This is a genomic window from Nitrospinota bacterium (genome assembly GCA_016217735.1).
Classification (GTDB): Bacteria; Nitrospinota_A; UBA7883; order JACRGQ01; family JACRGQ01; genus JACRGQ01.
On record JACRGQ010000001.1, the window covers coordinates 1 to 13,538 of the forward strand.

Annotated in this window: 12 protein-coding genes; 10 read left to right on the forward strand and 2 right to left on the reverse strand. The window is 56.9% G+C overall.

Features of this window, described 5'->3' with window-relative positions:
- The first annotated feature begins 262 nt into the window (after window positions 1-262).
- Both HZA03_00005 and HZA03_00010 read left to right on the forward strand, forming a co-directional pair.
- Complete coding sequence (locus HZA03_00005) at window positions 263-661, forward strand: cytochrome c maturation protein CcmE (GenBank protein MBI5636331.1); 399 nt, start codon at window positions 263-265, stop codon at window positions 659-661.
- Between the two features lie 21 nt (window positions 662-682).
- Window positions 683-2,683 (forward strand): heme lyase CcmF/NrfE family subunit, encoded by a 2,001-nt coding sequence (locus tag HZA03_00010; protein MBI5636332.1) that lies wholly within the window; start codon window positions 683-685, stop codon window positions 2,681-2,683.
- A 227-nt stretch (window positions 2,684-2,910) separates the two neighbouring features.
- Here HZA03_00010 and HZA03_00015 read toward each other — a convergent pair whose 3' ends face one another.
- Complete coding sequence (locus HZA03_00015) at window positions 2,911-3,327, reverse strand: hypothetical protein (protein ID MBI5636333.1); 417 nt, start codon at window positions 3,325-3,327, stop codon at window positions 2,911-2,913.
- On the reverse strand, window positions 3,320-4,042 hold the full coding sequence (locus HZA03_00020) for a hypothetical protein (protein MBI5636334.1): 723 nt from the start codon (window positions 4,040-4,042) through the stop codon (window positions 3,320-3,322). Before HZA03_00020 ends, HZA03_00015 begins: the two co-directional genes overlap by 8 nt.
- An 813-nt stretch (window positions 4,043-4,855) precedes the next feature.
- Between HZA03_00020 and HZA03_00025 the strand changes: the two genes are divergently transcribed.
- From HZA03_00025 to HZA03_00060, 8 genes are all read left to right on the forward strand, one after another.
- Window positions 4,856-5,485 (forward strand): TetR/AcrR family transcriptional regulator, encoded by a 630-nt coding sequence (locus HZA03_00025; protein ID MBI5636335.1) that lies wholly within the window; start codon window positions 4,856-4,858, stop codon window positions 5,483-5,485.
- A 106-nt stretch (window positions 5,486-5,591) separates the two neighbouring features.
- Window positions 5,592-8,744 (forward strand): outer membrane lipoprotein-sorting protein, encoded by a 3,153-nt coding sequence (locus HZA03_00030; protein ID MBI5636336.1) that lies wholly within the window; start codon window positions 5,592-5,594, stop codon window positions 8,742-8,744.
- Between the two features lie 2 nt (window positions 8,745-8,746).
- On the forward strand, window positions 8,747-10,015 hold the full coding sequence (locus HZA03_00035; GenBank protein ID MBI5636337.1) for a hypothetical protein: 1,269 nt from the start codon (window positions 8,747-8,749) through the stop codon (window positions 10,013-10,015).
- A gap of 23 nt (window positions 10,016-10,038) precedes the next feature.
- Complete coding sequence (locus tag HZA03_00040) at window positions 10,039-10,392, forward strand: DUF4260 domain-containing protein (GenBank protein MBI5636338.1); 354 nt, start codon at window positions 10,039-10,041, stop codon at window positions 10,390-10,392.
- A gap of 174 nt (window positions 10,393-10,566) precedes the next feature.
- Window positions 10,567-10,782 (forward strand): hypothetical protein, encoded by a 216-nt coding sequence (locus HZA03_00045; protein ID MBI5636339.1) that lies wholly within the window; start codon window positions 10,567-10,569, stop codon window positions 10,780-10,782.
- 184 nt (window positions 10,783-10,966) lie between these two features.
- Window positions 10,967-11,914, forward strand: a complete 948-nt coding sequence (locus HZA03_00050; GenBank protein ID MBI5636340.1) for a Ppx/GppA family phosphatase — start codon at window positions 10,967-10,969, stop codon at window positions 11,912-11,914.
- Window positions 11,911-12,636: a tetratricopeptide repeat protein gene (locus tag HZA03_00055; GenBank protein MBI5636341.1), complete on the forward strand. Its 726-nt coding sequence runs from the start codon at window positions 11,911-11,913 to the stop codon at window positions 12,634-12,636. Before HZA03_00050 ends, HZA03_00055 begins: the two co-directional genes overlap by 4 nt.
- Window positions 12,633-13,526: an MTAP family purine nucleoside phosphorylase gene (locus tag HZA03_00060; GenBank protein ID MBI5636342.1), complete on the forward strand. Its 894-nt coding sequence runs from the start codon at window positions 12,633-12,635 to the stop codon at window positions 13,524-13,526. Before HZA03_00055 ends, HZA03_00060 begins: the two co-directional genes overlap by 4 nt.
- Window positions 13,527-13,538: the final 12 nt, after the last annotated feature.

Here is a 13,538-nt window from a genome sequence, read left to right on the forward strand (position 1 = left end):
CCGCTATGCGCTTCTTGAAATCGCATGAGTAACACCTCCTGCCCGAACATCGTCTTTCTCATAAAACGCCTCCATGGACGTTTTATATAACCGGACAGGTAATGTGCTCCTACACCGGACGGTTAATGTGCTCGCAACAATATGCCGCACCCGGATATTTCACTTGGCCCGCATAAATGCTATAGTATCCCTCCACTGGCACGAACCCCGGCTCCGCCGGGCGGCAACAGGGCTGTGCGACATTTTGAAAAGGTAATCCGCGATGAAAAAGAACCAGACCAAGTTTTTGGCGGGCGGCATCGTTATTGTGGGCGCCGTCGCCTACCTGATGTACATGGGAATAAAGGAGACATCCGTCTATTACCTCACCGTCTCCGAATCGCAAAAGATGGCCGGCGGCAAGGATTTCAGGATGGAGGGGACGGTCGCCCCCGGCTCCATCAAAGTCGCGCCGGATTCGCTGGGGGCGGAATTTTCCATCACCGACCAGGCGAAGAGCGTGCCGGTCAGCTACCGCGGCACCATGCCGGACATGTTCAAGGACGACATCAAAGTGGTGGTGCAGGGAAAGCTTGACCAAAACGGCATCTTCCACGCCCACACGCTGCTCACCAGTTGCCCCTCGAAGTACGAGGCGTCCGAGCAGGGACATCCCAAGTAACCCTGTTCCGGAGAATGACGGATGATTGAAATCGGCGAACTTTCACTCGCGCTCTCTTTGGCGGTATCGGTCTACGCCGCCGTTGCCTCATTCTGGGGGGGCAGGGCGAACAACGACGTTCTCGTCCGCAGCGGGCAAAACGCCTATTTCGCGCTGTTGGGCCTGCTCACCGCGGCCTCGGCGGCGCTGCTGTACGCGTTCGTTTCGCGCGACTTCACGGTGGAATACGTCTACAACTACTCCAACCGCGACCTGGCGATGTTCTACACCGTCTCCGCGTTCTGGGCGGGGCAAAAAGGCTCGCTGCTGCTCTGGGCCTGGATGCTCTCCCTGTTCGGCACCATCGCCATCCTGCAAAACCGCAAAAAGAACCGCCATATCATGCCGTACGTCACCGGCATTCTCGCGGTTTCGCTGATCCACTTCAGCAGCCTGATGATCTTCGCCTCCCCCGTGTTTGAGAAGATGACACTCATCCCGCCGGACGGCCACGGCCTCAATCCGATGCTGCAAAACCCCGGCATGATATTCCATCCGCCGACGCTCTATATCGGCTTCGTCGGCTTCGCCATACCGTTCGCCTTCGCCATGGCGGCGCTGATGCGGCGGCAGGAGGGGGATATTTGGATACGCTCCACCCGGCGCTGGACCATCTTTAGCTGGTTCTTCCTCCTGATGGGAAACCTGCTGGGGGCCAACTGGGCCTATGTGGAACTGGGCTGGGGCGGCTATTGGGCGTGGGACCCGGTGGAAAACGCCTCGTTCATGCCGTGGCTCGTCGGCACCGCCTATCTGCACAGCGTCATGATCCAGGAAAAAAAGAACATGCTGAAATTCTGGAACGTGTCGCTGGTGGCCACCACCTTCTGCCTCACCATGTTCGGCACCTTCATCACCCGTTCCGGCCTCATCTCCTCCGTCCACTCGTTCGGGGCGAGCACCGTCGGCACGCAGTTCGGCTTTTTCCTTATTCTCGTCGTTGTGTTCTCGGTGGCGATGATCGCGTTGCGGCGCGACATGCTGCAAAGCGAAAATCAGCTCGATTCCATCCTCTCGCGCGAATCGAGCTTCCTCTTCAACAACCTGATACTGCTCGGCGCGGCCTTCGCCGTCATGTGGGGCACCACCTTCCCGATGATTTCCGAAGCGGTGCGCGGCGTGAAAATCACCGTCGGCCCCCCCTTTTTCAACATCGTGATGGTGCCGATAGGGCTGTTCCTGCTCGTCCTCACCGGCCTGTGTCCGCTCATCGCGTGGCGCAAAGCATCGCTGGATAACCTGAAAAGGAACTTCCTCATCCCGTTCCTGGCGGCGGTGCTGGGCGGCGCGGCGATGCTGGCGCTCGGCATGCGCGAATTCATGGCGTGGCTGTTCTTCGTGGCGGCGGTCTTCGTGATGGCCACCATCGTTATGGAATTCATCCGCGGCGTCCGCGGCCGCACCGCCGGGGGCAAAGAAAACGTCCTCGGCGGCGCCTACAACCTGGTGGCGCGCAACAAGCGGCGCTACGGCGGCTACATCATCCACGCCGGCATGGTGGCGATGTTCGTCGGTTTCACCGGCAACGTCTGGAACCAATCGGTGGAGGCAAGCGTGAAGCCGGGCCAGCAGTTGAAGATCGGCAATTACACCGTCACATACATGGGAACCGAATACAGCAAGCCGAAGCCGAGCGTGGAAGAATATGTGGCCACGCTGCTGCTGGAACAGGGCGGGAAGAAACTGGGCTACCTCCGCCCCGAAAAGAATTTTTACCACAACCTCGACCAGCTCAGCGAAGAACCGCCGATGCCGAATTCCGAAGTGGCCATCCGCAGCACGCTGAAAGAGGATGTCTACGTCATCTTCGCCGCGCTCAACGACGACAATAGCGCCACCATCAAGGTGCTGGTAAACCCGCTGGTGATCTGGCTCTGGATCGGCGGCTTCATCATGGGCGTCGGCACCATCATCGCCATGTGGCCCGACCGGCGCGAACAGAAGCTGCTCGAAGCCGCGCTGGCCCAAACCACCACCGCCTGATTTTTTTGCCATCATGCCGGACACCGATCCGGCACCCAGAAAAATACGATACGTTATCTTTCCACGCGGCTCCTTAAACCTTTTGTACCTCCTAAAGCCAGTTACTCTTGAGGTAAGGTATAGATACCTTAATAATGGGAAAGGACATCTTTTAGATGAAAGATCCTGAAGCTAAAGTTAAGTATCTGACGGAAGGGACTCACACGTCAACAATCTGTCGACCTTTATCATTTAGGTATTTTGACAATATTAAAGACATAAGCAAAGGGACGGTCATTTAATGTCATATTGAGGGTATATTTACCATATTCTTGAATAGGAAATGGAGAAAACAGATTTTCTATGAATAGTTTTGGTACTTTGGATTTAACCACGGTATCTTGAGACGTTTCGAACTTCTTTCCCGACGGTAGTGTTAGATGTGCGCGATACTTATATTCCCCAACTGGCACTTCAAAAATTGCAAGGATTAACATAGAGGGCATCGTCAAAATGCCGCCAGCATTTAATTTAGTTTCAACTTCTTGATTGGTTTCTACATTAATATCATCGCCGGTAAAGAGGCCATTGAGAGTTTTTTTATGGCCGATTTCAGAGCGGGAACCTTCTGCCAAAAGGCAGGTTAATAATTGTGGCTCAGCCATTTGCACACCCGGCATAGGAGTAGTAGTTTTCTGACGTTTCTGCTTGTGTCTTCATTGAGACCCCCTTAGAAGATTTCATTTGAACAGGAACTTGAGTTGTTTCATCTAAGCTGGAATAAACCAAGTGTGGCCCGGATAAGGCAAACGCTTTGAACCCAACTGGATGTTGGTTGGTTAAAGCAAATGGAGTAACATTTTCCATGCAATTCGCAATAGATGAATATTTCCAATCAATCGGTTCAAGAATAATGCTACGTTCCAAAACGCTCGAGCTATCAAATAAATATGTCTCATTAGGAGCAATTGTTTCTAGCTCATCTTTCTCCGCTGGAATGGCATTGAAAATGTAGAAAGAATTGGGCAAAGGCAACTCTTGGGAGGGGACTATTGAAATATCGACCGAATGCACATTTGGTGATTCATCGTCGAAGGAAGTGTCAACGACAAAGAATGATTTTGCCTGTGTTAATAAACTCAGATAGGAAATGCCTCCACAAAGAAATGATTGAAAAATAGCTTCTGTTACAATTGTGTAATAATGGCGAGAAAACTTTGCCTCATAATCGCTATCAACATACGAGCCAATAATCCGTTCACCCAACTTATTCGTGCCAGAGAATAAAATCGGTTCATCATAATATAGATAAACTTCGCAATCATTAACGATTACCCATGAATCGGATGTATTTTTTTTATCTTCTGGTATTTTAAACATTGATTACAATGTGCCTATGTGTATAAATTCTAATAAACTAAGGTTGAATTGGTCGCTTTTATAAAAATCACAATGGTGTGGCTCACGTTGACTAGGAGTGTCAAAAACGGCTCCTGAAGGGACAAGAAATCGTATCTTACAATAGAATGGAAACCTCTTACCTGGGCTGACGGTCTTAATATCACGCAATCTTTGCAAGGCTTCTTGTTCGTTAATCTCATTTATTTTTGTAAAGGACAACGCCTTACGCTGGCATTTGTTGGTGCAATTCATTCTGGGTGGCTTGGAACCTTTTTCCCAATGAGACATAAAGTCACCGTCCTCGATCGGATTATTTAACAATCCCCTGACAAACATATCAGTTGTGTTCAGATGCGTATTATCCTCAACACATCGGCAATCTGGTATATCAGAATGAATGTTATTAAAGGTACACTCCACCCCATTAGCACTCATCGGTCTTTCTTATTTTTCAACATTCAAAATGTTATTCATTTTATGAAATCTCTGGTGGCCTTGCAATAATCAAGGCTTTTTCCTAACAATTTAATATAGCACATTTCAGTAGTTTAGTTCAACGACAGACCTTTCCTTGTCTCAGGCAAAGGTGCAAAAACAGAGATGGGGATTTTGGTTAGCCAAATGAGGGGAGGAAATTTCAGAGTCTGGGATTATTAAAGCTTTTTTCCGTCATTGGGGTTTTTGGTTTATTCCATTATCTTGTTGTTTTTGCATCTCTATAGCAGCCAATGAGCAATATTCTTGACAAACATACCTATGGGTAGGTAAGCTGGTCTCAGAAATGGAGAAGCCATGACCAAAACCATCCGGAAAAGACTTACAGCGCGCCACACGGACCGCGCGGCCGCGGGCGAAAAACAGGACACCAAAAAACTGATCGTCGAGATCGCGACAGAGTTGATTCAGCAGCGCGGCTATCAGGGATTCAGCTACCAGGATATCGCCACGCGCCTTGGCATTAAAAAGGCGAGCATCCACTATCACTTCCCAAAAAAGGAAGACCTCGGCATCGCCGTCATCTCCGCGTACTACCAATACATCCAGGACTGGATCGGCAAATACGATCTCGACAAGATGACCGCGCGGGAAAATCTGGAAAAATATTTCCAGTTCTTCACCGAAACCCATTTGCACCACGAACTGGGATGCGTGATGAACGGCTTCCTTGCCGAGTCGGAGAGCCTGCCGGATGTCTTGCGCGAAAAGCTGGCCTGGTTCGAGAAATGGCACCTGGAGCTCGTCACGATGAAAGTAAAAGAAGGGGTGGAAAAAGGGGAATTCAAAAAACGGGGCGCCCCCGAAGAGCAGGCGCTCTTCATCATCGCCGCCACGATGGGGGCGCTGAATATGGCGCACGACAAAAAGTCCCCCGGTTATTACGAAACCGTTACCCGGCAGGTCATCGAGTCACTCATATGCTAAAAAAAATTGCCTGCTCAACCTACCTATCGGAAGGTAAGGCAGATGCGCCGATACGCAATAAAGAATCCGGCGTAACCGGAAAACATTTTTTCAGGAGGAGGAAATCATGAGAGCGTTTGTCCAATGGGTCACCAAGCATCGGGCGGCGGTAATCGCATTTACCATCCTCGTCACGCTGGGGCTGTTGTTCCAGCTTAAAAACCTCGCCATCGTTATCGATCCGGCGAAAATCCTGCCGCAGTCGCACCCGATGGTGGTCGCCGGCAACCGCGTGGAAGAGCTTTTCGGCAACAAGCATACCGTCGTCGTCGGCATCCACGCGCGGCAAGGGGAGGCGTTGACCCCGGCCATCCTGGGCAAGGCGCAGCGCATCACCCGCGCGCTTGTTGGCGCGAAAGGGGTGGTGCGCAACAACGTGGTCAGCCTCGCGGCGCGCAAGGCGAAAGACATCAAAGGAACCGAAGAAGGGCTGGAGGTCCGTCAACTGATGGAGCGGGTGCCGGTTGATGACGCCCAGATGGCGGCGCTCAAGGAGGCCATCGCGGCGAACCCGCTGTACGAAAACCTCGTGGTCTCGGCCGACCGCTCCACGATTTCCGTCGTGGCGGAGTTCAAGGACGGTCCCGGAGGGTTCACCGGAATTACCGATACGGTGCGCGGCGTCATCGCGCCGGAGATGGACGGCTCCGTGGAAATCACCTTCGCCGGTGGCCCGGTTTTCAACGCCCTCATCGAGAAATACTCGGCGCGGATGGGGTTCTTCTTTCCGCTTGCCCTGCTCATAATCGCGCTGGTGCTCTACGAGGCGTTCTGCGGCGTGCAGGCGCTGGTGCTGCCGCTGGTCACCGCGCTGATGGCGGTCATCTGGAGCCTCGGCGTGATGGGGCTTTCGGGGGTGGAGCTTGACCCCTTCAATGCCACCACCCCCATCCTCATTTTGGCGGTGGCGGCGGGGCACGCGGTGCAGATAATGAAGCGCTATTATGAAGAGTATCACCGCATCAGGGAAACATCCCCCGCGCTTGCGCCGCAAACGGCCAACCAGTTGGCGGTTATCGCCTCGATTGAGAAAGTCGGCCCCGTCATGCTGGCGGCGGGAACCATCGCGGCGATGGGCTTTTTCTCGCTGATGATATTCGACATCAAATCGATCCAGACGTTCGGCATCTTCACCGGCTCCGGCATCGTCTGCGCCATGCTCCTTGAGCTTACCTTCATCCCCGCGTTGCGCTCATCGCTGAAAGCGCCGGGCGAACGGGAGCGGATGCGTGAATCCAAGCACACATGGCTTGATGTTCTGGCAAAACGGGCCGCCGGCGCCGTGCTGGACAAACGCGGAATGCTCTTCGCCGCGGCGGCGGCGCTCATCGCGCTCTTCGCTTTCGGGGGCACGCTGGTGCGCATGGACAACTCCACCAAGGGGATGTTCTACGGTTCGCTGCCGGAAATGAAAGACGACGACGCCTACAACCGGCGGATGGCGGGGGCCAATGCCGCGTTCATTCTGGTAAGCGGCAAGGAAGACGACGCGATTAAAAATCCCGCCGTCCTCAAGGGAATGGAAACGCTGCAACGGGAACTGGAAAAAGACCCGATGGTCGGCAAAACCCTCTCCATCGCCGATTACATAAAGCGGATCAACAAGGCGATGAACGGCGATAATCCCTCGTTCGACCGGATACCCGACAGCCGGGAACTCATCGCGCAATACCTGCTGCTCTATTCCACTTCCGGCGAACCGGGCGATTTTGACTCGGTGGTGGACTATGGCTACCGGAACGCGAGCATTGCCGTATTCCTGAAAACGGACAGCAGCGCTTACGCGGCGGCGCTCGCCGATAAAGTGCAACGGCTGTCGGCGCAACTCTTTGGCCCGGAAGTGACCGTCTCGGCGGGCGGGGGCGTCACCAACGGCGCGGCATTGAACGAAGTGCTCGTGCGCGAGAAAATCCTCAACATCATCCAGATCGCGGCGGTGGTGTTCGTCATCTCCTCGATGATTTTCCGCTCGCTGCTGGCCGGACTGCTGGTGCTGGTGCCGCTCACCGTGACGGTGGCGGCGAATTTCGGCATTATGGGGCTGTTGGGCATTCCGCTGGAGGTTGCCACCTCCACCATCTCGGCCATGGCGGTCGGCATCGGCGCCGATTACGCCATCTACCTCGCCTACCGCCTGAAAGAGGAATTGGCTGGCGGCGCGGATGAGCGGACGGCGGTGTATAAGGCGTTCGGCTCGGCGGGCAAGGCGGTGCTCCTCGTCGCCCTCTCCGTGGCGGCGGGCTATTCCGTCCTGATGTTCTCGTACGGTTTCTCCATCCACTTCTGGCTGGGCCTGCTTATCAGCCTTGCCATGCTGGCCAGCGCCATCGCGTCGGTTACGCTCTTTCCGGCGCTCATTCTCGCCTTGCGCCCCCGCTTCATCTTCGGCGAAGCGGCGGCTCCCGCCGCGCCGAACGCCGCGTTGACCGCCGGCGCGCTGGCGCTTCTGTTCGCCGCGTCATTTTTCGCAACGCCGGCGCACGCGGCGGAGCTTTCGGCCGCGGAAATAATGAAGCTCAACTTCGCGGTATCGAAAGTGGCGGACTCCACGACGGATTCCACCTTCCGCCTTATCAACGCCAACGGGCAGGAACGGGTGCGCAAGACCGAAGGGAAGACCAAGCTCATCCCCGGCGCCGGCGACGAAATGCGGGTGGTCCGGTTCCTCGCGCCGCCGGACGTGAAAGGAACCGCCACCCTGATGATCGAGCACGGCGCGGGCGATGACGACCTCTGGATATACCTCCCGGCGCTCAAAAAGGTGCGGCGGCTGGTTTCCTCCAACAAAAAGGACAGCTTTGTCGGCACCGATTTTTCTTACGGCGACGTGATGGGGCACAAAGTGGAGGACTGGACCCACAAAATACTCCGCGCCGAAACGGTGGACGGCGTAGAATGTCACGTCATCGAATCGCTCCCCGCCCGGCCCTCCGTGGCGGAGGATTCCGGCTATTCGAAACGGATCGGCTGGATACGGAAAGACAACATGGTGACCATCAAAGGTGAGATGTACGACCAGGGCGGCGAACTGCTTAAAACCTTCAAGGCGGACGACGTAACGCTGGTGGATGCCGCCAAGGGGAAGTGGCAGGCGATGCGGCTGGAAGCGCACAACGCGCAAAGCGGCCACCGCACCATCATCACGTTTGAAAACTATCGCGCCAACGCCGGCGTGAAAGAATCGGTCTTCACAACCCGTTACCTCGAAAAGGAGAACTAGCCATGCGTTTTCCCCAAACGCTTTTCCTTCTCATTCCCCTCTTGCTCATGCCGATGCCCGGACCGCCGGGCATCGGCCCCCCCTTCCACGGCAATGCGTGGGGGGAGGAGGGAGGATGGCTCTCCGGCTCTGTCCGCGCTTCATGGTGGAGCGCCGGGAAAACCCCCGAAGCCGGGCCGGGTGCGCAGGCCAGCTCGCTTTGGGTCAAAAGTGGCGCATCCCTGTTTGACGGCAAGGCCGCGTTCCACGGCGAGGGGTGGCTGCGCGACGATTCATACTGCCAGAGCGGCTATCCCGCAAAGGCAAACCTGCGCGAAGGGTTCATCGATATTTCCACGGAGAATTTCGATCTGCGCGCCGGACGTCAAATCATCGCATGGGGCCGCACCGATGCGGTGAACCCGACCGACAATCTTGTGATGCGCGATTTCACGCTCGCCACGCCGGAAGACGCCGACCAGAAAAGCGGCGTCGGCGCGCTGAAAGGGGCGTATCAGACGGGGAATCACCGCTTCATCGCTATATGGCTGCCGGAGTTTCGCGCGAACCTCCTGCCGTTTCCGAAGGGAACACCGGTGATGACGGAAACAAAATCTGACATTGCGCTAAGCCAGTGGGCGGCGAAGGTGGAATACACCGCCAGCGATTACGAGTACTCCGTTTCGTATTTCGACGGGTTCGACCGCAACCCCGATTTCGCGCTCACCGGCGCGGAGGTGACGATGCGTTATGGCCGCCTGAAAGCCTACGGCGCGGACGGCGCGTTCACTTCCGGCCGCTACGGGTTCCGCGCCGAGGCGGCATACCTCGCCTCCGAAGATGCCACGGGCCAAGACCCGTTTACCAAAAACCCGGTCTTCTTCGCCGTCGCGGGGGGCGACCGGACGTTCGGGGACAACTTCAACGTCAACCTGCAATACCTTTTCAGGCAGGTGTTCAACTACCGTGCGCCGGAATCTATAACGCCCGCCGCCGCCCTGCCGCTGGCGGAAGCCGCCGTCTTCGCCGCGAATCAATATGACGAAACGCAACACGGCCTGACCTTCCGCATCGGCGATAAGTGGCTGAACGATACGCTGGAAGCGGAAATAGCCGGTCTTGTTTGGCTGCAGCACGGCGACAGCCTGATCCGCCCCAAAATCACCTATGCGGCGACCGATACTATACGCCTGTCGATGGGGGCCGATAGCTATCAGGGGCCGCATAACAGCTTTTTCGGACGGCTGACGGACTTCACCACGTTCTTCTTTGAGTTGCGCTGGGGTTATTAACGGACTACGCTAAAAGGGAAAATATGGTAACCGGATTTCAAAGAATAGAATCGCTGTTTATCTTCGTCCTCGCATGCGCCGTGTATTTCCATTACGGGTTTAGCTGGATTCTGTTTTTCTTCCTGATTCTGGCCCCCGATATTTTCTTTGCGGGCTACCTGATAAACCCGAAGATCGGTGCGCGCGTATACAACATCGGGCATATTTATGCCGCGCCGGTGATCCTGCTTTCATTGCATTATTCAGCCGGTATGCCGCAAGCGCTGCCCATCTCCATCATCTGGATCGCGCACATCGCCTTTGACAGGGTATTGGGATTTGGACTCAAGTACGAGTCCGGTTTTAAAGATACCCACTTGGGAAAGATCAATCGATAATACGGTCAGCGCTGTCCATTTCTGGATACATTCTGTCCTCCCGGAGGACATGCACACCTTTACTTTAAAACCGGAATAACCACAATCTGATGTTTTATAGTGCCTTACAAATTCGGCACGGCTATTGCTTTTATATGTTGGCAAGAACGCAATTAAAGGATAAAGGAGACGAAAATGAGCGCAACCGCAAGTTCCCATCTGAACGCAAGCACCCTGAAACCGTCCGCGGCGCAGGCGAAATCGCACGGCACCAGCAGCAGCAGCGCGATGAAACGGGTGGATGCCCTTCAGACCGGGGATAGCAACGGTTCGCTCACGCTCCGCTTGTTCGTGGTACTCGGCTTTGGCTCATTAGTTTTCGCCTTTGCCCAGTTTCTCGGACTTATCTAACCCCTCCCCACTGTAAAACGGCGCGGTATACCCCCCGCGCCGTTTCTTTTTTCCCCCGGCAGGTACAAGCCTGTACATCGGCCCACGAGGGCCAAGGGGCTTGCCCCTTATTATTGCCAATCCCGGCGGCGCGGGTATAATTTTCGTGGCACAATAATGTTGCCAACCCAATAAAGGAGCCGCCATGACGCATGACCGTTTCGCCGTGATGGATATAGGCTCCAACACCATCCGCATACTCGTGGCCGAAAGGGCCGGCGCCGGATTCAGAACGCTTCACAGCGGCCAGGTCATCACCCGCTTGGCGGAAAAGGCGCACGACAACGGCTGGACGCTGCTGGACGGCGCGATGGAACGCACCGTGGAGGGCATCGCGCGGCTCATCGGCGGCGCGGCCCCGTACAAGCCGTTCCGCATCTGCGCGGCGGCCACCCACGCCGTGCGGCAGGCCGCCAACAAGGAGGCGTTCCTCGCGCTCGTCCGGAAAAAACTCGGCTTCGGCCTTCACGTCATACCGTGGGAGACGGAGGCCGCCCTCTCGCTGCGCGGCGCGGCGATGGTGGTCGGCGCGCGCACGCCGGTGCTGCTGTTCGATATCGGCGGCGGCAGCACGGAGTACATCTGCCGCGGCGCGGACGGCCGCATCCACGCCGAAGGAACCGCCCTCGGCGTGGTGCGCCTCACCGAAACCTACATCAAGCGCGCCCCGCTGGCGATGGACGAATACGCCCGGCTGGAAACATACCTGCAAGCGGAGCTGCGGGCCGTGGCGAAAAAGCTGGATCCGGCCCGCCCCTTCACGCTCGTCGGCACGGCGGGAACCGTCACCTCCATCGCCGCGATGATCCACAACGTCGTGCCGTTCGATCCCGAACGGATCAACAACCTCGTGCTGCTCCGCGATGCGGTGGCCGGTCTGCTGCGCACCGTAGGCGCGATGACCATCGCCCGGCGCGGCGCGGTGGAATCGCTGCAACAGGGACGCGAAGACCTCATCATCGCCGGTATCGGCATCACGCTGGCGACGATGGACGCGTTCGGCGTCGACCGGCTCACGGTGAGCGACGCGGGCATACGCGAGGGGCTGATGCTGGCGGCGATGAATGGCGAAGTGCCGGTGGATCAGCTATGAGGCCGCTGTTTTACCTGGCCTGTTTCGCGCTGCTCGCCGCGTTCGGCGATGTGCACTACTTCGCCGTGAAAGAGGGAAACGAAAAATACCGCGCGGGCGATTACGCCGCCGCCGAAAAACAATACGCCGACGCGCGGCAACAGAAAGATTCCGATACCGCGCGCCACAATCTCGGCGCGGCGCTCTACCGGCAAAAAAAATATGAAGAGGCGGCCAAGCTGTTCGGCTCCGCGGCGGAATCGAAAGACGCCGTGGCCGGAAAAGCGGCGCTCAACTACGCCAACGCGCAAAACGCATTGGGCGGCGAGCGTCTGAAAAAGGGGGATGCCGGGGCGGCCCGGCAAAATCTGGAAGACGCCGTCGCCGCGTACCGGAAAACGCTGCTGGCCGACCCCTCGAAAATCTCCGCGAAGCACAATATGGAGATCGCCCTGAAGCGGTTGGAAGAGTTGAAGGATTTGGAGCAAAAGAAAGAAAAGCGGGAACAAAACGGGCAGGGCAAAAAAGACCCCAAAAACGGCAATGACAAACAGCCCGACAAAGGGAACAATAAGGACGGCGAACCGCAACAGGGGGAGGGCCAGCCCGGCGCCGGCCCCGGCGGCATGAAGAAGGAACAGGCCGACCGGGTTTTGGCGAACCTCGCGCGGCGGGAAGAAAAGGAGCAGCGCGACATGCGCCGCTTTAAAATGCAGGAACGGGAAGTTGAGAAAGACTGGTGAACACGCAGGGAGCGGCGCTCGCGGTGATCGGCGGCAGCAGGGCGTACGACCTGCTGCGCGGCAACGGATTCGGGGAAGAGGAAAAAAAGGAAATCGTCAAAACCCCGTACGGCCCCGCCGCCCCGGCGCGGCTCTTCAAGGGGGACGGCTTCCATTACTGGTTCATGTCGCGCCACGGCGAAAAGGGGTACGATACCGCCGCCGCCTATGTGAATTACCGCGCCAACGTCTGGGCGCTGAAAAAACTGGGCGTGGAGCGGATCGTCTCGTGGAGCGGGCCGGGCGCGGTCAATCCCGGCATCGCGCCGGGGGACTTCGTCATTCCGCACGACGCGATAGACATGACCAAAAACCGCGCGGCGAATTTTTTTGAAGGAACCGGCCTCGGCTTCATCCGGATGAGCGAGCCGTTCTGCCCGGAAATCCGCGCGGCGGCCATCGCCGGCGTCGCCGCCACCGGCACAGCCGCGCACGACGGCGCGGTATACCTCTGCACCGAGGGCCCCCGCCTTGAGACTCCGGCGGAGATAAAAATGTTCGGCCAGTGGGGCGCCGACCTTGTTGGCATGACGCTGCTGCCGGAGGCGTTCCTCGCGCGGCAGATGGAGATATGCTACGCGGCGGTTTGTTACTGCACCAACTACGCCGAGGGGGTGGTTCCGCGCGCGTTCCGCGAGGGGGAGCTGTTTGAGGGGATGCTGAGCGCGGCGGAGAAAGAAAAAGTGGATGACGGGGTCTCGCGCTTTCCGCGGGTGATGGCCGAAACGCTGCATCGCCTGTCGCGGCGCGGACGGGGATGCAAGTGCGGCGTTGCGATGGAGCGCTACCGCCGCGAGGGGCGCGCCGGCGATCTATTGCAGTTGGCGAAGGATTGCGCAAAGAAGCGCTAACCGCTCAAGCGG